Below are 21,368 nucleotides of genomic sequence, written 5' to 3' on the forward strand. Positions count from 1 at the left end.
TCTAGATTGAAGATATATGCGACTAAGGATCTCTCTTTTGGTACATTTGTACGGGTTATGTTGGCGAAACAACCGACCCCAACGAGGCTTTTAGCCAAGTCGCTGCGGATTTTAATTACTATTACGGAGTGGTAGGTGCTATGCAGAAATTAATTCACATGATCTTGGATTACGCCCCGGGTGATTTGGCATGCGCAGAGGTCGTCTCTGCCCTAGCGGCTCAGATCCCGGGCGACTATCACTGGCACGTTACCTCCGTTGTATCCTTTGATACGATATCGACGGGGTTCGTTATGGCTCAACTCGGTATGCAGTCGACCGCCCTAAGACCTAGCGAAACCCTAATCTACGCCAATTGTGCTCCCCGTAAGGATCGCAGCGAGGCGCGCGTCAATAACGAGGGTGAGGGTTTTCTATACGGCGTACTTAAAAATGGGGTCAGGGTGCTGGCGGTAAATGCAGGGCACTCCTGCTCGTTTATACGCGACGATCTGGCGGAGCTCTGGACGATAGCCGTTGACTGTAGCGGTTCTCAGTTCCGTTCAAGGGATAACTTTCCGCAGTTAGTCGGACGCGCCGCGCGTGAAGAGCGGGGCTTTTTATTAAAGCAGCTCGATCCGCACACTGTTATCCCAGCCACTCCGCTCTCTGCTGTCGGCTATATAGACTCATTTGGTAACCTTAAAACCACCATCAGGGACGGCGATGCTGAACTTTGCGACCTGCGCCCCGGTCAACGTCTGCTCGTTTCGATTAACGGTGTCGAGATGGCTGTTACCGTTGCGACCGGAAGCTTCAATGTTCAGGAGGGCGATATCGCTCTCTCTCCCGGCTCAAGTGGACACTCGCGTAAGTACTGGGAGATTTTTCAGCGTGGCGGCTCGGCCTGGCACACCTACCGCAAGCCGCGCCCGGGCTCGCATATTACGATTAAGGGTCATTAATACACGAAAAAGATGAGCCCCGCGCAGGATTACTCCCGCGCAGGGCTCATACCCCGCCCTACACTCCCAATTAACTTAGGAGCTTGAGCGCCAACGCTGGAGCCTGGTTAGCCTGAGCAAGAACAGCCACTCCAGCATTCTGGAGAATGTTCAGTCTGGTCAGGTTTGCCGCCTCTTCAGCGATGTCGAGGTCACGGATGCGACTCTCAGCAGCGGCGAAGTTCTCACGTGCAACTGAGAGGTTACTCACCGCTAAGTGCAACCGAGACTCAATAGCTCCCAACGAACCCCGCGTTTGAGCTAGCGACTGAATCGCGCCAGTTACTGCATCGAGCGTTATGCGCGACGCGCTCTGGCTCAGCTCAAGACTACTCGCATTAAGCGAATAGGTCAGAACCGAGGAACCAGAACTTGCCAAGCCGAGCGCCGCCAACGTTCCAGTTACGTTATTAATCGTAATCTGGGATGTCGAGGCGGAATCAAATCCAACCTGCAACGTTATGCTGGTTGAGCCCGACAGGATCTTTATCCCGTTGAACTCAGTGGTTACCGCGATTCGCTCAATTTCTGAGCTAAGCGCCGTAAATTCACTTTGCAGCGCAGAACGCTGAGTCGACGAGAACGTACCGGTTGAAGACTGCTGCGCGAGCTCTGCAAGGCGTGTTAACACACCTTCGACCTCCCCCAGCGCAGAGTCTGCGATCGCTATCGTTGATATGCCGTCGTTTGCGTTTCGCACCGCTACCTGACCGATGCGAATCTTCGCTCTCAGATCATCAGCGATGGCGAGGCCTGCGGCATCGTCACTCGCTGAATTGATCCGAAGACCGGAGCTTAACTTTTCGTAGGTTTTGTTTAACGCAAGGTCAGTTTTTGCTAGTCGCGATTGCGCTCGCAAAGACGAGATATTATTGCCTAATGTAATAGCCATGCCTTATTCCTCCTTGAACAAATTGGCACTATGCACGGTTTCCCGTAGGCAGCGGAGAGAGCCGAAGGCTATCTCCGTTATGTATGCGCCGAATCTCTACAGAACATCCCTGCCCTGTAAATTATGGAGGAGTACAAAATCAGAACTGCTAAGAACCACTTTGGGGACCTCAGTAAATCAAACTTCTGTACAACCTTTTTACTGCAACACTACAACTGCTTCAAAGATACCTACGGCATCTTTTGATTTATTCTTTAACTAAAAATGAGGGGGGTCAGAGAGGTTGGCTAACGAGCTGAAATTCATCGATTAAAAAAGGGGTGTGGGAGAAGCCCACACCCCACGACAAAGGACTTGACCACTTCTAGGGACAAACAACGTGTACCGACCCGGCAACTGCCTGTGAGTTCTCTATTAAGCAACTCCCGGCCCGGCTCCCCGGGGTGGTCACGCCTCTGTCTACTTCCGTATCCAAGTACTTCACAAATTCTGTACGTACCCGTAGCGACTCCCTCTATTTCTCAGGGAGCTCCTCAGACAAACCTTCTCTGAACGGGTGAATCCTACTGGTACAACGAGGGGCGGCCGTTCAGATCTGAACAGCCGCCCCAATTATTATCCTCGTAGGAGCTGAAGTGCTAGCTGTGGTTGCGCATTCGCCTGAGCGAGTACGGCAGCACCAGCCTGCTGTAGGATGTTGAGTCGAGTTAACTCAGCAGCCTCCGCAGCGACATCTATGTCGCGGATGCGGCTCTCTGCAGATGCGAAGTTTTCGCGTGCAACAGAGAGATTATTAATGGTCGTTAGGAGTCGCGATTCTACAGCTCCTAGGGTTCCTCTAAGGTTTGTAAGCGATGAGATAGCACCGTTTACACCCTCTAGTGCGAACCTAGCTGCAGACTGCGCAACATCTGCCGTATCTCCAGTGATGGAGTACGACATCGCAGATACACCCGAAGCTGCTAGACCGAGCCCAGCAAGGGTTCCAGTCAGTTGGCTTACAGTTATCTGTGACGTTGACTTTGAATCAAACCCAACCTGCAAAACAAGCTGCGAATTACCGGAGAGTAGAGCCACTCCATTGAACGTTGTCGTTGTAGCGATACGTTCAATTTCAGAGCCCAACGCTATGAACTCGCTATGCATCGCAGAGCGCTGCTGAGTCGAGTACGTTCCGTTAGCTGCCTGTTCAGACAGTTCCGCCAATCGAGTAAGCACCTGGCCGATCTGGCTAAGTGCACCATCAGCGATAGTGATCGTCGAGATTCCGTCTTGTGCATTACGGACCGCGACTGTCGCTACACGCTGAGAAGCTCTCAAGGAATCAGCGATAGCTAAACCGGCAGCATCATCGCTTGGCCGATTTATACGCTGCCCAGAGCTCAATTTGGCGTATACTTGGGTTAGTTGTTCGGACGAATTGGATAGGAGTCTCTGACCTCTTAGAGACGCCAAGTTCGAGTTAATAGTTATTGACACAGGTATTTCCTCCTTGAAATATTCGGTGTTTCCCCATCAATCCTTTGACAGGAACCCACGACTAATTGTCGTAAGGCTACAACACCGACCGCAACGATTACCGCTCTTAGAGGTCTGCCTTTGTCAAGTAGACCTCAAATGCGGAAACAGCTACGAAATAGTTAACTTCTGGAACACGATTGTTTGGGTACTGCAACTGCAAGACTCAGCGAAGATACTGCAACAGCTGCTACGACTTTCGGGGAAGCTGTCCCCGATACAAGTACATACGGCTACTTTTTGTAAGAGCTTGAGTGTTTTTTGATTTACCTTAAAGATCTAGTTGTTTCAAATAGATATAAAAAGTAGCAGATGCTTTGAGGCAATTGTCTGTGCAGCTACCATGTTGCGCTGCTAAAGATATCAAGAGATAATTATAGCTGTTATGAATATAAACAATAAAAGTGCTGCCATCCTTACAACTCTAGCTCTCGCGGTCATAATAAGCGGATGCTCTCAAAACGGCCCGCAGCTTTCAGGCGCTGAGACCGGTGCCCTAACCGGCTCGGTCCTTGGAGCTGGACTCGGAGCTATCGTCGGAAACCAGACCGGTAATACCGGTGGTGGTATCGCGGTAGGAGCTGCGGCAGGTGCGCTTGGAGGCGCGCTAATCGGTGGACAATCTGATCGCCAAGAGGACCGCACCGATCAACAGGATGAGAAGCTACGCAGACAACAAGAAGAGATTCGCCGTCAGCAACGGGAGATCGATGATATTAGACGGGGTCGCTCGAACGACAGCTATAACGATAGGGACCGCTACGACTACAACGACGGGTACGAGCCTAAAAATAACAACGATCGTAACGACTATCGATATTAGCCACACCCCCCCCTACTCAACTGAGATCGCTAGCGCAGCAGCTCCACCCCCAGCAGCACAGACACTGATAGCGCCCCTTCTACCGTTACGGTTGCGCAGGGCCTGGCAGGTATTGAGCAACAATCGGCCTCCGGTAGCGGCAAAGGGATGTCCGAGCGCTAAAGAACCTCCAAGCACGTTGATCTTCTCCTGCGGAATTGCACCAAGCACTGCGGCCGTTGCGTAACGAGGCCAGCCATCTTTCCAGACCCTGAGGTTACACAACACCTGCGCGGCAAAGGCCTCGTGGATCTCAAATATATCGACCTGTGCAGCCGTAAGCCCGAGGCGATTAAAGAGTGTAGGCAAGGCCAGCGCCGGAGCCATCAGGAGGCCATCCCCGGGGGGCAGCGAGGAAAATTGCACACCATCGATAAAACCGAGGATCGGCATGCCCTGCTCACGCGCCATCTTCTCTGACATTAAGCAAACAGCCGAAGCCCCATCGGTAAGTGCGCTAGCGTTCCCAGCGCTAATCGTACCAAGCGCGCTGCGATCGAAGACCGCAGGCAATGCTTGCAGCTTTGCAAGGGTTGTATCTGCGCGGATAAGGTTATCTTCAGCCACATCTCCTAACGCTAGGATCTGTTGGGAAAGCTCCCCAGCACTACGGGCCTCGCCAGCATTTCTATGGCTCCTCAGGGCCAGGGCGTCCTGTTCCTCTCTACTAATCTTAAACTCCTGCGCCATTAACTCGCAGTGCTGCCCCATCGTTAGCCCGGTTGAGGGCTCCTTGGGGCTTGGGGCCTGGGGGGCGATAAACCCAGGGCGGAATTTAGCCAATAGTGCAAGCCTCTGGCCGAGTGAGCGCGCCCGACTCATGCGAATAAATAGCTCCTCACCCCTTCTGGGAAAGGTCAGGGTCGGTTGCGACATCGATTCACTGCCGCCGATAATAGCACACGAGATGCGGCCTGATTTAATCGCCTCATACGCAGCATTGGCTGCCAGCAATCCGGTAATGCAGTTGTTAGAAACGAAGTGCCCGTTAATAGACTTCGGCAATCCGGAGCGCAGGATTATCTCGCGAGCTAGATTAGGTATACGGGGATCGAGCAGCACTGTACCGAAATACAGCTCATCAATCTGGGCGGCATCGAGCCCAAGCTTCTCAACGCAGCCGACAACAACATGCTTGCCAAGCTCAAGCGCCGAATAACGCGAGAACGCCCCGCCCGCCTTTACAAAGGGGGTTCGAACCCCACCAACTATCGCTACCCTCATCTCGTACCCCACACTAATCTGATCAATTTTAGCGCTAGTGTAGCGTATAGAGGTGGCGGGCTATAGATAGAAAATAACGGCCATGAAAGGGCCGGTCTCCATAATTCCCTACCCCCGCCCAAACAACTTCATCTGAGGATCTTGGGGCTCCATTGATGCTGGGTGAATCAGGTGCTCGGCTGAGATCTCCTGAATCGCATCAACTAGGGGGGTCTGCGTATCGTGTCGTAACCAGAAGAACTGCCTATCCTGCGCCAGCTTCCTAGCTATCGGGGTAGTGGCTCTAGCGGTTCCACAGCCCTGCACTACTGAGCGAACTGTCACAAAATCCCCGTTCTCGCATAACTCAGAAGCAAAGGCCTTGGCGCTGCCCCGCCAGTCTCCGTAAGGCAGTAACGGTGCAACCTGAATACCCACCCTGATCCCGAAGCGGCGTAATGCGCGTGCAGTTTTCCAGCGCTCCTCAATCGTTGGAAGATCTGGGGTGTAACGTCGATGCACCTGCTCTAGCGGAGTTTCGATCCCTATAGTTACGCAGACGCTCTGCTTAATCCGCTTTAGCACCGGCAATCCGATCACAACCAGGGGTGAGCGGGTCTGAATAATTAACTGCCCAGGAGCATAGCGCTCAAAGAGCTCGAGGAACTTCATACTGCTCGCAAACTTCTGATCGAAGGGATGAAAGGGGTCAGTTGTTACCCCGAAAACTACCGTTGCACGTCGCAGCTCTCCCTGAGAGGAGAGTCGCTCCAAATGACGCTCAAGATCCGCTAGCGGCTCACCTGAGCGCATCACATACCGACTTCTTAGTGGCATCAAGGCTCTCTTTTCACCATCAATCTGTAAATCAAGCCCATCCTCGCAGCGATCAATCCTGCCAATGGAGATACCGCGCTCATACGAATCAACTGCAAGGATCGGATAACTGGACTTAAGTCCCGTAGTTTGCAGTAGCTTGCTCATAGCCCCCCCCTTATTATGCCTTATAAACTTAGTACCCTGCGCCAGAGTCTAACTTTAACTCCGTTAAACTTAAGAAGCCGCATAGGGCTAAATAGGTTCAAATTGCTTAAAGTTAGCTAGCCCTGTGCCCCTAACTGGAGTCGAAGCTCTAATTTGGGGCATTTACTTCCCGTGGCACCTTGTTGAATAATCCCCATACGGCTGAGCGGCCGGCGGCACCACGGCCGCTCTACTCACTTGCGGTCAGGACCGCCCTTATGGGCATTACACAGACGATATAGGTGGAGCGTAGGTACGCATAAGTAAGTTTTTTAAAAGGAGTTTCCATGAGCGGTCATGTTTTAGAGATTGGGGATGCAGAGTTTGCAGATAAGGTACTTAAGGCAACTACACCGGTTGTAGTTGATTTCTGGGCGCCGTGGTGCGGCCCATGCAAGAGCATCGCTCCGGTACTGGAAGAGATTGCAACAGAGCTTGGTAGCCTGGTGGCCATCTATAAGGTCAATGTAGATGAAAATCCAAAAAGCCCCTCGCAGTATAGCGTCCGTGCTATCCCTAATCTAATCATCTTTAAGGGTGGGGTTGAGGTTGACCGGGTTGTTGGTGCAGTTCCAAAGAATGAACTTATAGAGAAGATTAAGAAGGTGCTTTAGTAGCCCCAAATGTCCTGGTACAAAATAACTATCACACCTAACGACTCACAGCTCAGTACTGATGAGCTTGATTCGATCTGCGCTACGCTAATCGAGGCCGGGGCTGTTGGCACCAGCATTGAGCTCGCACCTGAGATCTGCTGCTTCGTTGAGGGTAATGCCAACTCGATGCTACACATAATTGCCGCGGCAGAGGAGCTCGGCTGCGACGTGCTATCGCGCGAGGAGGTTTTGGAGAAAAACTGGTCGGCTGCGTGTCCCGAACTATGGCTTCCACTTGAGGCCGGAAAACTAAAGATCGTACCGGTAGAATCGGCCGAAGATCCACGTCAGGTTGATTCGGATGCGCTCAAGATTATACCTGGGCTCGGCTTTGGCACGGGCCATCACGCCACAACACGGATGATCTTAACGCTACTAAGTAGCATCTCTACTTCTCAGACATTTAGCTCGGTCTTTGATCTCGGCACCGGCAGCGGCATTCTAGCCATCGCCGCAGCCAAGTTATTTAACGCTCAGGTAATAGCTATCGATAATGATCCACTCGCTATTAACAACGCCCTTGATAATATCTCTCTCAACAGGGTTCAGGAATTAGTTCACGCCTCGACCGATCCGATTCAAACCATTACCCAATCCTTTCCGCTTATCCTAGCTAATCTTTACGGAGAGGCGCTCGTTACCCTTAGCGCAGAGGTGACACGACTGGCGGCACCAGGATGCGTTCTTATACTTTCAGGGATTACGGAATTAATGTGGGAGCATGTAATAGATACATACAGCTCAAAGCACGGCTGGATTCTAGAACAGGAGCTCTCGGACTCGGGTTGGATCTGTTTAGTTTTAAGGTGCAACTCATAACTAACACAATTTTCTCTTGCTTGGCTGGCCTCAAGGATGTTTATCTAGTGGATATTTCTTACCAAGGTGGCATATGAAAGCGATATTTTTTGAGAAGCATGGCGAGATAGACACCCTTAAATACGCAGATCTTCCACAACCTGAGCCTAAGCCAGGAGAGGCGCTGATAAGGGTCCGCGCCGCGGCGCTTAATCACCTCGATATCTGGGTCCGTAAAGGTTGGCCCGGCCTGCACCTTGAGATGCCCCATATAACCGGATCTGATGTATCGGGTGAGATCGTTGCGGTTAATACCCCCGGAACAACCTGGACGCCTGGCACCCGTGTGATAGTTAATCCAGGAATCTTAACATCAGAGGACGAATGGACCCGTAAGGGTGAGGATAGCCTTAGCCCCGGCTTTAAGATCCTGGGTGAGCAGTTGCGCGGCGGCATGGCCGACTTCGTTTGCGTCCCTGTAGCTAATCTCTTTAAACTTCCCGAAACAGTTTCATTTGAGGACGGCGCTGCTCCACTCCTGGTTGGCCTTACCTGCTGGCGTATGTTGTTTAAGCGCGCCGCTCTGCGTGCTGGAGAGACCGTACTGGTAGTGGGTGCTGGAGGTGGGGTTAATTCGCTCTCTATACTGCTGTCACGCGCAGCCGGAGCAACCGTAATCGCCCTGACCTCTGGTAGCGAGAAGCGTGAGAAGGCCTACGAGTTGGGCGCTGCCTCTGTTATTGATTACGTCGCACAACCGGAATGGCATACCGAGGTTCTTAAGCTCACTAAGGGGCGCGGCGTTGATGTTGTTGTCGACAACGTTGGTTCACGCACCATGCCGAAAAGCCTGCGTGCCGTAGCGCGTGGCGGCAGGATCGTTACTGTCGGTAACACCAAGGGCTACGAGCTCTCATTCGATAACCGTATCCTATTCACAAAACAGGTTTCGCTAATCGGCTCAACCATGGGGGGTCGTCAGGACTTTATCGAAGCGATGGAGTTTATGTTTCAACATAAAATCAAAGCCCCGATCGATTCCGTAGCGCCCCTCGCTGACGGCATAAAGATGATTAAGCGCTTAGAGGACGGCAAGCAGTTTGGAAAGATAGTGCTTAGGACGTAAGGCCTCAGCTGCGCTCCTCTATCCGCGCCTCTATCCGCTCCTCTATAGACTGCGTTATAGCAGCAGCTCCTACCGTAATATTAAAGCTCTCAGATAATCTCTGCGCTAATGGAGCTACCAATTCCTGCCAGCCCGGTAGGTAGTGTAACGCGAGTGTTCCAAAACATAGCTCCTCAATCGATTGAACCTGATCACCAACTACAGCCAGCTCAAGCTCACCCTGCAGCACCCCAGGCACAACCTCTCTAAAGCCATCAACGCACTCATCTATATAACGTACCCGCCCACGCCAGCGTTGAATCACGAGCTCTATAGTACCCTCCGAGAGACCCTTTGTGCGCGCTAGTGCGCGAAAGGCATCGAGCTCACAGGCGCGCTCAACACCGGGCAAAGCCCTGCTAGTGATACCTGTTTTCCTCTCGCCTGCTAACAACACCATGGTCCGCACCACCTTGGCGGAGCTCTTAAAAGAGTCCCACGGCCCCCGCTCCTCAATAGTAAAGATCCCCTGCTGCTCCCTAACCTTAAGGTCTCTGGAGTAGCTGCACCCAGAGCTCCATCTACTAAGGGTCGCGCGAATGGCCCACCCCGCCTGCTCACACGCTTCACGCGCTATAGCTAGCACCGCCGTGGGCGCCGGCATCTTCAAAGCACACACTAGCGCTACCTCAATAACACCATCATTGATATACGAGACCGTTACTAAGGAGCTATCTGGCAGCTCAAAGGACACGAAACGACCCGCACCCTTAAGTGTGCGGGGCTCTACCTGAAAAACAACCTGCGCGGTTGAGGGCAGCCTCTCTGGAACCTTCAAGATATGAGTGCCGAGCCTTGTTGCTGGGAATGTGCCGTCGGTCGGATCGATCAGTAGACCACCAGCCCTAACCTCATAGCTATTATTCGAGCAGAGATCGCGAAAGCCTACGTTATAACATCCGCTCTCTGATTCAGCCTCTACGTAGATAGGTTGCGCATAGGAGAGCGCTAACGCCCCCTCCTGGCGCGCCGCTAGGATAAGTTCGCGGATTAGTAGAACCTCATCAAGGTCCGGAAATCCTTTGCTAGTCGTAGGTGCCCGACGCCCCGCCCCTCTCCATAGATACCTTAAGCCTCTCAGCGCCAAGCCGCTCCAGATGGTTTTTGCACTTGGAAGATCTGGCGATGTTAGCGAGATCAGATGCGGTGCGATGGTGTGCGAGAACGCCCGCAGACTAGCTAGACCTCGCATAATATCGAGGGGCTTAGTGCAAACTGCACCTGAGAGTGAGTTACGCCACGCCACCCCATGCGCACCGAAGTATCGAGCCTCAAGTACAAGCACCCGTATTCCTCTGAGCGCTAGTTGGTGTGCAGTCAGGGCCGCAGTAAGCCCACCACCTAATATAACCAGATCGAAGTTCCTGTTCTCACCGAGCTGCTCTAAACATCCCGCGCGGCTCGTTAGGGTAGAGAACGGTCGTGAATCAAGGTTTGGCTGTTCTTCAAACTCGGAAGTATAGAGCAGGCGGCTTGAGTTGCTATTCACTGATAGTAACCCGCCACCTAAGCTTACGGGGAAGATCGATCTGCCATGTGCCGGAGCCCAGCTCCGTAAATAAGCATACCCCTGTGGTAGAGATCGGCTGCCGCTTCTCTGTAGCGAGACCATCCAGATTTGCTGCGACGCACTCCCCTGCAGGAGGCTGCGCGCCCTCTACCTTAACGGTCACCGCGGCGGCCCCACGCACAACGCGCACCGCCCGAACAAGGCCTGTGCTATCAAGGATTCTAAGCTCATCTGCAACGGCCGCAGTGTTGAAGGCGAAGAGAGCAACTAGTCCTATAGTAAATGTAGCCGGCGAGATAATCTTCGCCCATATAATATTCATAGCTAGCATCCTTATGCGCCTTTACCTATACCTATACCTATATCGCGCCTAACCCTACGGCCACGTAGCTGCACCAGATCGACCGCCTTGTAGGCAGCGCTACGAGCGCTATCGCTATCCGCTCCAAGCCCAACGATGGTCAGCGTACGACCACCGTTTGATACCAGGTTACCACGAGCATCAAGGGTAGTGGCAGCATGAAAAACAACCGCCCCAGGAACAAGCGCCGCCAGCTCGAGCCCCGTTATCTGGCCCCCCTTAACAGGCTGCTCTGGGTATCCATCCGACGCTATAACAACACAGGTGCTTACCTGCTTACGCCAAACAAGCTTAGGCCGCTCAGATCGAACCCCCGCCATCCACTCAAAGAGCTCAATCGGATCGCTCTCTAACCTAACCAGGATAGCCTGACACTCAGGGTCACCGAGCCTCGTATTGTACTCAAGCACCCGTATCCCATCTGGCCGCCCCTCTAAGCCTGCTGGAACCATCATCCCGGCATACAGGAAGCCCTTAAATGGAGCACCCCGCGCGCGCATCACCCTTAGGATAGGATTTGCGCAATGCTCCTGAATCCAGGTGAGCTCCTGCTCATCGATACGGGGTGAGGGGCAGACCGAACCCATTCCACCGGTGTTAGGGCCAAGATCGTTATCACAGAGACGCTTATAGTCGTGGGCAGGAGCAAGCGGAATAAGCTCCGTGCCGTTTGAAGCAAAGATGCAGCTTACCTCTACGCCGCTTAGAAACTCCTCCACAACCACCCGCTCGGCTCTTAGTGTTCCAAAGAGGGCCTCAATCGCCGCCGGAAAATCAGCAGCACGCTCTATCACAAAAACACCCTTACCAGCAGCGAGCCCATCAGCCTTAAGCACCAAGGGCGCACCAACCTCTGCACAGTGCCGCTCTAGCGCGCGACACTCGCTAAAAACATGGTGGGAGGCTGTTGGCACACCAGCCTCAAGCATAATCTCCTTGGCAAAGGCCTTGGAGCTTTCAAGTAGGGCCGCAGCCTTAGTCGGACCAACTATAACCTTACCGTTAGCCTCGAATAGATCTACCACTCCGGCCTCAAGCGCCACCTCTGGACCTACCACCGTTAGACCAATTCCGTTATCGATCACGGCTTGCAGCAGCTCTTTAGTGGCGGTTGGTGCGATCGGAAGAAGCTCGGCTACCTCCGCTATGCCCGGGTTTCCAGGGGCACAGAAGACCTTTGAGACGCGTGGGGATGCCGCGATACGCCAACTAAGGGCATGCTCTCTGGCACCAGCTCCGATAACTAGAACCTTCATACCGGTCTCCTTTAGTGGCGAAAGTGCCTATCGGCCGCAAAAAACAGACTCACGTTTTTGGCTGCCGCTGCCCCCTTAACGTCATCGTCCCGCCGCGAGCCAGCCGGAGCAACTATAGACGTTATTCCAACAGCACTAAGCGCCTCGACAGAATCTGGGAATGGAAAGAAGGCATCCGATGCCGCAACCGCTCCGTTAAGGAGGTGCCCGTGCAGATTGGCCTTTCTAATTGCTAGCTCAACTGAATCGATGCGACTCATCTGGCCGGCCCCTACTCCGATTAGCAATCCATCCCTAACCAGCACGATAGCATTTGACTTAACATGCCCCACTAGGCGCCACGCCAGATCGAGATCCGCGAGCTCCTCATCGCTCGGAGAACGGGGCGTTACTAGGTTAGCACGCGAGATGGTTACGCGATTGATATCGGGCTCCTGAATCAAGACCCCGCCTGCAACGGTTCGTAGATCATAGCCGCGCAGTTCGCCTCCATTGACTTCAATGATCCTAAGGTTCTTACTGGTACGGAGCATCTCAAGCGCCTCGGGGGTATAGCCCGGCGCTATCACTATCTCAGCGAAGTCGCCCCGAATCTCCTCTGCCGCGCCCAGATCAATCCTAGTGTTAGACACCAACACGCCACCAAAATGGCTTCGTGGATCGCACTCCTTGGCGCGCTCAATGGCATCCCTCACATCGCTACCGTTAGCCACACCACACGGATTAAGGTGCTTTAAGATGGCGACAGTTGTTTTGTCCTTGGTAAGATCCGAGAGCAGCCGTAGCCCCGCATCGAGGTCGAGCATATTATTATATGAGAGCTCCTTACCGCCGAGCTGCGTCCAGTGCGGGCCAGCAAAGAGAGCTAGCTCGCCTGATTTAGCGGAGTAGATTGCAGCTTTCTGGTGTGGGTTTTCTCCGTAGCGTAGCTCCGTTCTTTTCTCAAATGAGACCTGCGCCTGCTGCGGTAGCGCTCCTGGCGTTGACGTAGCACCACACTGGCTTGAAAAACCACACAGACTTGAAAAATAGGTGGCGATGGCACCGTCGTACTGCGAAAGGGTAGCGAATACCTTAGCTGCGTAGCGCCTTCTAGTTTCAATTGAGAAGCTATCTTCTGCGCCGTTACCTACACGGGTACCAGCACTGAGCTGCTCAATCACCTCTGGATAATCAGAGGGATCGATCAGAGGGAGTACAAAGCGGTGGTTCTTAGCGGCTGCGCGAATCATAGTTGGGCCACCTACATCAACCAACTCCGTCATCTCCTGGGGATCTAGTGCGCGCTCAGAGGCTAGGTACTTAATAAAGGGATAGAGATTTACAACTACTATATCGATCTGGCCGATCTCGGCGGCCGCCATCTGCTCGAGATGGTGCTTCTGATCCCGTCTGGCGAGAATTCCAGCATGAATCTTAGGATGAAGGGTCTTGACCCGTCCATCGAGCAGCTCCGCCAGTCCGGTGTAGGACTCAACCGAGGTCCAGGGGATCTGCGCTTCATCGAGCGCCTTGCCGGTCCCGGAGGTAGCTAAAAGGGTATACCCTGCCCTACTTAAGGCAGCGGCGAGATTAGGCAACCCGGTTCGATCAGAGACACTTAAGAGCGCAAACTTTTTCATAGAATACTATGGCCTCCATAACCGCTAATAGGATACATCGCCGTCGCCTAGTATTCTAGCATCGTTGTCAAATTATTATGGACGCACCGGTATCTAACCGGCCATGAAAAAGATCGCACTCCTGAATTTATACCCAGCCGTTCTGGAGAACGGCGTTCCCAGGGCTTTAGCCTTATTACGGCGCAATGTTCCCCTACAAACGGGCCTCAACACCCACCAGGGTTGCTCGGATATCTGCCAATTGCGCCTCAAGCTTCTGACGCAGCACGTTACGGCGAGTTGGCGACGGATCTAATATCGCGTTATGAATTTCAATCTCCTGGATAGCGTTTTGAAGCTCTAGATTGAGGGAGTCACGTTGTGTTTTAAGCCCCTCAAACTCGGCGTAAATACCGGCAAGAACCTGCTCAACTGAGCTACTCAGATCGGTCAGCAGCCCACGCATTAATTGCGTGCGCTTTTCAAGCATCTGATTCATCTCGGCCCGTAGCGCTTCTTTGGCCGGATAGAGCTCTAGCTCACCCTCTTTTTCCGAATACCCGAACGAAAGTTCCTCGATCTCCTCTAGCTTGCTCTTACTCGCCGCAGAAAAAGCGCCTGCAGCTTTAAGTTGATTTGCAGCCTTAAAGATATCATCCTGCCCCGGCTCATCGAGACGCTTACGCCGTCCGTACCACTGCGATACGCGCCGAGAGGTCTCTTCGACCTTAAGCTGCACCTGCTCTAAGTCCTGCTTTAGCTGCTCCGCTCGCTTAAGCGCGGCAGCGCGCTCGGCTGCATTAACAGCCTGCCCACCTCCCTCTAGCAGCTTAATCTGCTGTTCAAGGTTACCTACCGAGCGCTCCAGAATAAGCTTTGTTTTTGTAGACGCCCCCTCAACACTCGGACGTAAACCAAGTTGTGTATCGCTCGGCTCACGAACCTGCTTGATAATATCGGGCAATCCTAGATCCACTTTGCCAGGTTCGCGCTTGATCAGAAGATCGGCTGAGAGCTGCGTAAGGGAGGTTGGACCACCTGGCTCCACCTGAGAGCTAGTATAGCTACCGAGAGAAAACGAACCGAGGCCCAGCCCAAAACGCCGCGCTATGTCACCCGCCGTTAATCCAAAAACTAGCGCCATTACAACCAACAGAATAACCGGGAGACGATTCTTCTGTTTACCGATCTCAGCTCTACTCTTAATAACCTGCTCGCGTCGCAAACGGGGGTCCTGCGGTTCCTGCACCGGGGGAGGTATCTGATCTAGTTGTGCTCTGATCGCTATGCTCGACAGAGAGAGCGCTTCACTGCTGGCCAATGCCTGTGCAGCAGACTCAAGACTATCAGACTTATCAGCGTGCAGCTCTGCACTTGAACTTGCAACAGCGCTATCACGCGCTTTACGATACTCATGCGTGCGGCCCTTACCGATACGCTCTCCGACAGAGATAACGAGCACCGTAATATTATCGGCACCACCGCGTTGATTTGCCAGATTAATCAGGATCTGATTGGCATCATCAAGGGGATTCTTTCGAAGAACTCCGAGCATCTCCTGATCACGCACAAGATTATAGAGACCATCCGAGCAGAGTAGGTATATATCTCCAAGCTCCGGCTGCTCCGGTACAATGTTGGCTTCGATCTGAACATCCATTACCGGCCCCATTGAGCGCGTCAACATATGCGAGACCGGATGGTTCTCCACCTCATCGGGACTAATTGCCCCTGAACGTAACAGCTCCCGCACCAGGGTGTGGTCCTCAGAGAGTTGCTGAATTGAGTTGCCACGTACCCGGTAAGCACGCGAGTCCCCAACGTTCAAACAAACCAATCCGTATTGGGTAAAGATTAACCCGACTAGGGTCGTGCCCATACCCGCTAACGATGGATCGTCTATACCCTTTTCAAAGATCTTGGCGTTAGCCGCCTGCGCTACCTCAATTAAAGCATCTGGCGTGATGGCGTTCCCCTTAGTTGGCAGGAGCTCATCGAGGGTTGAGATCGCCAGTCGCGAGGCCGTTGCACCGCCATGCACCCCGCCCATACCATCGGCGATAAAATAGCCTTGAAAGTTCTGGTGCTTTACAATTCCGAACGAATCCTGGTTCTCATCGCGCCGCATACCGACATCGGTACCCGCAGCACACCTCAGCAGCGCCAGATTAAAGGGATTTTGTTCGCTTAGAGTTGTCATCGCTTATAAAGATCATCGTGCGGGGATGGCGTTACTTAGGCAAGCCAGAGAGTGCCACTGGGACACACTAATAGCTTAATCCATATCGGCTTTATCCCCCAATATGAATCAGATATCGGAATAGTTCTCTGCTGGCTAAAGTGAATGTAGCTAGAAAATATGGCAACTAGCTGAAGTTAGGTGCGCACCTTTTTTATTAGGCTGACTTGAGGCAGTTAACAAGCCCCTCACAGACCTTCTTAGCATCGCCGAATATAAGGGCACAGTTATCGAGGTAAAAGAGATCGTTTTCGACCCCGGAGTAGCCCGGATTCATAGAGCGCTTGATAACGTACACCATCTTAGCTTTGTAGGCTTCGAGGATAGGCATCCCGTATAGGGGGCTCGCTTTATTAGTACGTGCCGCAGGGTTTACGACATCGTTCGCGCCGATGATAAGCACCGCATCAGCCCGTGCAAACTCGGGGTTAATATCCTCTAGCTCAAGCACTGAATCGTATGGAATCTCAGACTCAGCTAGCAGCACGTTCATATGGCCCGGCATTCGACCAGCCACCGGATGTATTGCAAACTTAACATCAACCCCCCTGTGCTGAAGCTGCTCGTAGAGCTCCTTTACAGCGTGCTGCGCTTGTGCGACCGCCATTCCGTAGCCGGGAATAACTATCAGGCTTGAGGCGTTCTCAAACATAAACGCGGCATCCTCGGTGCTGGCGGAGCGACACGACTTGGCGCTAGCACCTGCAACCGCTGCCTGGGCGGTGTTCCCGAAACCACCCAAGATAACGTTGAGCAACGAGCGATTCATGGCTTTACACATGATATAAGAGAGGATCGCACCGCTAGAGCCAACCAAAGCTCCGGTTGCTATCAGGAGGGGATTGTTGAGGGTAAAGCCTGTGGCGGATGCCGCCCAGCCGGAATAAGAGTTAAGCATTGAGACAACCACGGGCATATCTGAGCCCCCGATCGGAAGAACTATCAAGAATCCCAAGAGTAGCGAGAGCGCCGTCACAGTTGCAAATAAAACTACGCTGTGGTTAACCGCAAAGAGCGCTGAAAGCACAAAGACCGCAAGGATTAAGAGCGCGTTCACCAGATGCTGCCCCTTGAATACTAATGGAGCCGAGCCAAGCAGCGCCTGAAGTTTGCCAAATGCGATCAGTGACCCGGTGAACGTCACAGCTCCAATAGCGCTTCCTATAATCAATTCAAGCAGGAGAACGGCATTAAGATGCCCCTGCTGCGCATGCATCAGATAGGTTCCAGCAGCTACCAGAACCGCTGCCAAACCTACAAAACTATGCAACATGGCTACTAGCTGCGGCATCGCCGTCATCTTAATCCTAACAGCCAGTGGCACCCCGATCAGCGCGCCGATCGCGAGTCCCGCAAGAATAAGGCCGTAGTTGCTTACGCTCGGGTGAAAGAACGTCACCATGACGGCGAGCCCCATACTCAACATAGATAAACGGTTACCGCGCAGCGCTGTCTTAGGATGGCTCAAGCTCTTAAGGCCGAAGATAAATAAGATAGTCGCAACGAGGTACGCAAACGCGAAAAAATCGGTATTTAGATGCATGGTATATCTTTTTTAAGATCTCTTTTTAAACATCGCTAAGATACGATTGGTCACAACGAACCCACCAAAGATATTAATTGAGGCCAACACTACGGCAGAAAAACCGAGCATCTGGATCCAGACAGAGTTAGATGCTTCGACAGAGCCGGCTACAAACATGGCGCCGATCACAAGAATCGCACTTATGGCGTTGGTAACGGCCATCAGTGGGGTGTGCAGCGCTGGCGTTACCCCCCAAATTACGTGGTAGCCTACGAGGCATGCTAGTGTAAAAACGTAGATCGCTATCATTGTTTCTGACATAGAGAGCCTATTTTCCCTTCATACGCATAATACCCTGGTGAACGAGGATCGATGCTTCGATAATATCATCCTCCAGGTTTACGATATAGGTCGCCCCTCCATTCTCCTGCGGCGCGACAAAGAGATCTAACAACGAGACGATATTTCTTGCAAAGAAGCTACTTGAATCGGTCGCCATCATAGCTGGATAATTTGTGTACCCGATTATCTTTACACCATGCACCTCAACCACTTCGTCAGGTTTGCTCAAGGTGCAATTCCCACCACTGGGCGTGGCCATATCTACTATAACTGAGCCACAGCGCATCTTTGCTACGACCGCCTCAGAGATAAGGATCGGAGCTTTGCGTCCAGGAACATTTGCGGTGCTAATGATAATGTCGCTCTTAGAAAGGTGATCATCTAGTACAGCCTGTATCCTCTGTTTTGACTCGGCTGAGAGCTCCTTGGCGTAGCCACCCTCTCCGACCCCGGACTCATCGAGTTTAATCTCAATTGGCTTGGCACCGAGAGATAGGATCTGATCGCGAACCTCTGGACGTACATCGTATGCCTCTACCGTTGCCCCAAGTTTTTTAGCTGTTGCTATCGCCTGTAGCCCCGCTACTCCGACTCCAAGAACTGTTACCTTTGTAGCTTTCGCAGATCCAGCCGATGTCATCATCATCGGAAAGAAGCGCCCGTAGTGCTGCGCGGCTTCAAGTACAGCGCGGTAGCCCGCGATGCCAGCCTGTGATGAGAGAACGTCCATCGATTGAGCACGAGAGGTTCTGGGGATCGCCTCAAGTGCTAGAGCATCTACTTTGTGCTGCGCGAACCATTCAAGCAGCGGGCCGTTTCTAAAAGGCTCCATGAGTGAAACGATCATAGCCCCTGACTGTAACGCAGGCGCCTCCTTTGAGGTGGGCGGCGCAATCTTCGCTACAATTGGGGTTGACCAGGCATCCTCAGTTGAGACGATCTTGGCACCCGCAGCTTCGTAATCGCTATCGAGAAAGCCGGCGGCTACCCCAGCGCCTGTTTCAATATTCAGGTCAAACCCACATTTCATGAGTCTCTTGACCGAATCGGGGGTCGCTGCAACACGGGTTTCACCGTGCCCAGTTTCCTTGGGAATACCGACTGTAACTCCGATCTTCATATTAAGGGTCCCCATACACTACTGAAGCGCTCTCTCTTTCGAGAAGTCTGCCTCTAACCACTGTTTGTTATGATCGACATTGTGGCTGCTAAACTTGAGAGCACACGGCTTATTAGAGGTAAAAAGCCTTTAAAAAGGTTCTATTAGGCAACTATTTAGCTAGTCAGGCTCGCTTATAGAACGCAGTTTTGCCGAGCTTAGGTTTATGGGGTGCTTGTACGCCTAATAATAAACGGAGAGCTGACTAGGTATTTTTCGCCCTTCAGTTGAGCTATTAGCCGCTGCGCCTGGATCTTATTATCTTCTGGACCAACCACAACGCGATAGAAGTTCTCTCCCTTAACCGTTGTTGATTCGATTACTACAGGAAATCCAGACTTTTGAAGCTTCTTTGCGATCTGTTCGGCCTGTGTCAGCTGCTTTGGCGCAGCAACCTGGGCGAAATACCCATTTGGAAGACGCTTCTTTACCGCAATTTTAAGAGCCGGCTCGGGCTGCTTCTGAACCTTCGCAAGCGCCGCTACATTTACCTTCTCCTGTAGCTCCTCATCACCCTTAACTATTTTAGTTATTACCCCACTAGTGACGTTACCAAGAAGCTTCTGGCCACTCTCCTGCTCTTCATCCTTAGCTAGACGCTCATCAAGCAAAGTTCCAACGGTCCCGCTGCGCTCATAAGCCCTAGCTTTAGGTTGTGAGGGGATCTCTACTGCCTGCTCTTGCTCGCCACCTAAAAGGCGCACGTTCCGTGGAGTTGTCGCCTCGAGCTGCTCTACTGACTCAGCGTTCGAGAATACATCCTCTATCTCTGGGATCGTCTCCTGCTGGATCTCTTTAACCCTTGATGCGGTTAGATCGCGCTCCTCCTTAGCTAGTCTTGATTCGGCTGCGCCATTTGCACCCTTAGATGAGGTGCTACCCTGCTCCAGAATCGCTGGAGCATTAAGTTTGTCGTATATACCTGAGATGTTCTGATTGGAGCTCTCTGGAAGAACGTCGCTAATTGTGAGCTTTGCTACCTCAACCCCCGAAGCGCTACGGGCGTTATCGAAGCCCACCGCGCGCCCTGAAACGAAGCCGAGTCCGTAAGAGCCGAATATCGCTCCGAGCGCGAGCCCCAACCAGACTACGATCTGCAGTGCCCCGAGCCGGATCTCTAACTTATCACCACCTAGCCTGCGACCTGTCATGGGAATCCTCTGCCTCTCATCGGAGGATCTCATTCTATAACCGGAACCAGCACGAATACCCGCTGGTGTGGAATTAGAGAGCTCTGCTCCGCTATTACTCTTTGCACCGCTGTTCATACTGAGTCCTCTACAACTGATCTACACATACGCCACCCGAAACAACCGGTAGTATACTGGAAAGACCGAGGGCTAGACTAGCGGCAATCTGCGTTGTCCCTTGAGAATCTATCTCCTGGGCTAGTGCCATGCGGGTTTGGGGCCTATTAAGAAAGGCGTGCCCCCGGCTAGCAAGCTCCTCTAGCACAGTTATCCACTCTAAAACTCCCCCATTACGGATAGCCCGGCTGATCCAAAGGGGCATAAATACACACCGCAACGCCAAATCTCGCTCTCTACTCCCTTTAAGGAGCTGATCGATACCAATTATGCCCGCCAAGGTATTCCGATCAACCCCGCTCAACTGGCTGGCACATAGCTGCCTAAAGCGCTCAATCAGCACCTGCACGTTCCATAGCGGCGAGGCGCATTCATCAAAAAGCGCGACCGCTGGGTCGAAATCACCTGAGGGGATCGATGAGGCTGCGTGAAAGATCCAGCGCATCCAGCCATCATCCCCGCGCAGCTCCCCTATCACGGCGCGCATAGAGGGGGTGTTTAAGAGCTCTGAGAGAGCGCGGTCCCTACTGATAAGCCAGGCATCACTCGGCATTCTAAGGTTACACCTCCCGGCCTTACGTTGCTCTGCCAGGTAGCTCTTGGATCTCTCAGAGAGCCGTTCATGATAGTGGTGCGCCGTAAGAATAGCGGCGGGAAGAGTGTCATTAGTGCCGTTTGATGAGAGCTCAAAAACATCCAATATATCGAGCCGTGCCTCCCCTTCGTGCGCGAGACAACGCTCTACAGCCAGGCGCATCTGCTCAAGCACCTCAATCTTAGACCGTACGATGCGGGGAGCTAGCGGCACAAAGGAGAGTCGACATCCACCCTCATATACAACAGTCAGAAGGGCCTGCAGAGCTGTACTCGCGATTAGCCGCAAGCGGGCATATACTGGCACGCTAAGATCTGGAACCAGGCAGATTACCTCACGCAGCTCTGCCTTACTGCTCGCGCCAGATCTAGCG

The 21,368-nt window shown here is 52.7% G+C and carries 19 protein-coding genes; 5 read left to right on the top strand and 14 right to left on the bottom strand.

What is annotated here, in order from left to right; genetic code table 11:
- The first annotated feature begins 140 nt into the window (after positions 1-140).
- A complete protein-coding gene (locus NTV65_08390) occupies positions 141-944 on the top strand; it encodes a hypothetical protein (protein MCX6115214.1) in 804 nt (267 codons plus the stop codon).
- A 70-nt stretch (positions 945-1,014) separates the two neighbouring features.
- Here the strand turns inward: NTV65_08390 and NTV65_08395 are convergent, their stop codons facing one another.
- Both NTV65_08395 and NTV65_08400 read right to left on the bottom strand, forming a co-directional pair.
- A complete protein-coding gene (locus tag NTV65_08395) occupies positions 1,015-1,875 on the bottom strand; it encodes a flagellin (GenBank protein MCX6115215.1) in 861 nt (286 codons plus the stop codon).
- A gap of 615 nt (positions 1,876-2,490) precedes the next feature.
- Positions 2,491-3,354, bottom strand: coding sequence for a flagellin (locus NTV65_08400; GenBank protein ID MCX6115216.1), 864 nt, complete (start codon positions 3,352-3,354; stop codon positions 2,491-2,493).
- A 424-nt stretch (positions 3,355-3,778) separates the two neighbouring features.
- Here NTV65_08400 and NTV65_08405 point away from each other — a divergent pair, with 424 nt between their 5' ends.
- Entirely contained in the window at positions 3,779-4,216 is a 438-nt protein-coding gene (locus NTV65_08405) for a glycine zipper domain-containing protein (protein ID MCX6115217.1), read from the top strand.
- 12 nt (positions 4,217-4,228) lie between these two features.
- Here the strand turns inward: NTV65_08405 and NTV65_08410 are convergent, their stop codons facing one another.
- Complete coding sequence (locus tag NTV65_08410; protein ID MCX6115218.1) at positions 4,229-5,479, bottom strand: acetyl-CoA C-acyltransferase; 1,251 nt, start codon at positions 5,477-5,479, stop codon at positions 4,229-4,231.
- Positions 5,480-5,587: 108 nt separating this feature from the next.
- Positions 5,588-6,442: a radical SAM protein gene (locus tag NTV65_08415; GenBank protein MCX6115219.1), complete on the bottom strand. Its 855-nt coding sequence runs from the start codon at positions 6,440-6,442 to the stop codon at positions 5,588-5,590.
- A gap of 326 nt (positions 6,443-6,768) precedes the next feature.
- Between NTV65_08415 and trxA the strand changes: the two genes are divergently transcribed.
- The 3 genes from trxA (at position 6,769) to NTV65_08430 (ending at position 9,061) form a co-directional block, all read left to right on the top strand.
- Entirely contained in the window at positions 6,769-7,095 is a 327-nt protein-coding gene (gene trxA / locus NTV65_08420) for a thioredoxin (protein ID MCX6115220.1), read from the top strand.
- 9 nt (positions 7,096-7,104) lie between these two features.
- Positions 7,105-7,956 carry a 50S ribosomal protein L11 methyltransferase gene (locus tag NTV65_08425; GenBank protein MCX6115221.1) on the top strand — a complete coding sequence of 284 codons (852 nt, stop codon included), beginning with the start codon at positions 7,105-7,107 and terminating at the stop codon, positions 7,954-7,956.
- Positions 7,957-8,029: 73 nt separating this feature from the next.
- On the top strand, positions 8,030-9,061 hold the full coding sequence (locus tag NTV65_08430; protein ID MCX6115222.1) for a zinc-binding dehydrogenase: 1,032 nt from the start codon (positions 8,030-8,032) through the stop codon (positions 9,059-9,061).
- Positions 9,062-9,065: 4 nt separating this feature from the next.
- Here the strand turns inward: NTV65_08430 and NTV65_08435 are convergent, their stop codons facing one another.
- The 10 genes from NTV65_08435 to NTV65_08480 form a co-directional block, all read right to left on the bottom strand.
- Positions 9,066-10,589, bottom strand: a complete 1,524-nt coding sequence (locus NTV65_08435) for an FAD-dependent oxidoreductase (GenBank protein MCX6115223.1) — start codon at positions 10,587-10,589, stop codon at positions 9,066-9,068.
- Entirely contained in the window at positions 10,582-10,932 is a 351-nt protein-coding gene (locus tag NTV65_08440) for a hypothetical protein (protein ID MCX6115224.1), read from the bottom strand. Before NTV65_08440 ends, NTV65_08435 begins: the two co-directional genes overlap by 8 nt.
- 11 nt (positions 10,933-10,943) lie before the next feature.
- Positions 10,944-12,227: a phosphoribosylamine--glycine ligase gene (gene purD, locus NTV65_08445; protein ID MCX6115225.1), complete on the bottom strand. Its 1,284-nt coding sequence runs from the start codon at positions 12,225-12,227 to the stop codon at positions 10,944-10,946.
- A gap of 11 nt (positions 12,228-12,238) precedes the next feature.
- Entirely contained in the window at positions 12,239-13,849 is a 1,611-nt protein-coding gene (gene purH / locus NTV65_08450; protein MCX6115226.1) for a bifunctional phosphoribosylaminoimidazolecarboxamide formyltransferase/IMP cyclohydrolase, read from the bottom strand.
- Positions 13,850-14,042: 193 nt separating this feature from the next.
- Positions 14,043-16,028 (bottom strand): protein phosphatase 2C domain-containing protein, encoded by a 1,986-nt coding sequence (locus NTV65_08455; GenBank protein MCX6115227.1) that lies wholly within the window; start codon positions 16,026-16,028, stop codon positions 14,043-14,045.
- Between the two features lie 196 nt (positions 16,029-16,224).
- Positions 16,225-17,610: an NAD(P)(+) transhydrogenase (Re/Si-specific) subunit beta gene (locus tag NTV65_08460; GenBank protein MCX6115228.1), complete on the bottom strand. Its 1,386-nt coding sequence runs from the start codon at positions 17,608-17,610 to the stop codon at positions 16,225-16,227.
- A 12-nt stretch (positions 17,611-17,622) separates the two neighbouring features.
- Complete coding sequence (locus NTV65_08465) at positions 17,623-17,913, bottom strand: proton-translocating transhydrogenase family protein (protein ID MCX6115229.1); 291 nt, start codon at positions 17,911-17,913, stop codon at positions 17,623-17,625.
- A 7-nt stretch (positions 17,914-17,920) separates the two neighbouring features.
- Entirely contained in the window at positions 17,921-19,054 is a 1,134-nt protein-coding gene (locus tag NTV65_08470) for a Re/Si-specific NAD(P)(+) transhydrogenase subunit alpha (GenBank protein MCX6115230.1), read from the bottom strand.
- Positions 19,055-19,257: 203 nt separating this feature from the next.
- Positions 19,258-20,361, bottom strand: a complete 1,104-nt coding sequence (locus NTV65_08475) for an SPOR domain-containing protein (protein ID MCX6115231.1) — start codon at positions 20,359-20,361, stop codon at positions 19,258-19,260.
- Between the two features lie 10 nt (positions 20,362-20,371).
- The coding region (locus tag NTV65_08480) for a hypothetical protein (GenBank protein MCX6115232.1) at positions 20,372-21,368 on the bottom strand (997 nt) is incomplete at its 5' end.

The organism is Pseudomonadota bacterium (assembly GCA_026390555.1).
Classification (GTDB): Bacteria; Bdellovibrionota_C; UBA2361; order UBA2361; family OMII01; genus OMII01.

Bases quoted from the DNA above. Each gene is read 5' to 3' on its own strand.
- NTV65_08410 (MCX6115218.1), bottom strand. From the start codon at position 5,479: ATGAGGGTAGCGATAGTTGGTGGGGTTCGAACCCCCTTTGTAAAGGCG.
- purH (MCX6115226.1), bottom strand. From the start codon at position 13,849: ATGAAAAAGTTTGCGCTCTTAAGTGTCTCTGATCGAACCGGGTTGCCT.
- NTV65_08415 (MCX6115219.1), bottom strand. From the start codon at position 6,442: ATGAGCAAGCTACTGCAAACTACGGGACTTAAGTCCAGTTATCCGATC.
- purD (MCX6115225.1), bottom strand. From the start codon at position 12,227: ATGAAGGTTCTAGTTATCGGAGCTGGTGCCAGAGAGCATGCCCTTAGT.
- NTV65_08455 (MCX6115227.1), bottom strand. From the start codon at position 16,028: ATGACAACTCTAAGCGAACAAAATCCCTTTAATCTGGCGCTGCTGAGG.
- NTV65_08465 (MCX6115229.1), bottom strand. From the start codon at position 17,913: ATGTCAGAAACAATGATAGCGATCTACGTTTTTACACTAGCATGCCTC.
- NTV65_08395 (MCX6115215.1), bottom strand. From the start codon at position 1,875: ATGGCTATTACATTAGGCAATAATATCTCGTCTTTGCGAGCGCAATCG.
- NTV65_08440 (MCX6115224.1), bottom strand. From the start codon at position 10,932: ATGAATATTATATGGGCGAAGATTATCTCGCCGGCTACATTTACTATA.
- NTV65_08390 (MCX6115214.1), top strand. From the start codon at position 141: ATGCAGAAATTAATTCACATGATCTTGGATTACGCCCCGGGTGATTTG.
- trxA (MCX6115220.1), top strand. From the start codon at position 6,769: ATGAGCGGTCATGTTTTAGAGATTGGGGATGCAGAGTTTGCAGATAAG.
- NTV65_08460 (MCX6115228.1), bottom strand. From the start codon at position 17,610: ATGCATCTAAATACCGATTTTTTCGCGTTTGCGTACCTCGTTGCGACT.
- NTV65_08430 (MCX6115222.1), top strand. From the start codon at position 8,030: ATGAAAGCGATATTTTTTGAGAAGCATGGCGAGATAGACACCCTTAAA.
- NTV65_08425 (MCX6115221.1), top strand. From the start codon at position 7,105: ATGTCCTGGTACAAAATAACTATCACACCTAACGACTCACAGCTCAGT.
- NTV65_08405 (MCX6115217.1), top strand. From the start codon at position 3,779: ATGAATATAAACAATAAAAGTGCTGCCATCCTTACAACTCTAGCTCTC.
- NTV65_08475 (MCX6115231.1), bottom strand. From the start codon at position 20,361: ATGAACAGCGGTGCAAAGAGTAATAGCGGAGCAGAGCTCTCTAATTCC.
- NTV65_08470 (MCX6115230.1), bottom strand. From the start codon at position 19,054: ATGAAGATCGGAGTTACAGTCGGTATTCCCAAGGAAACTGGGCACGGT.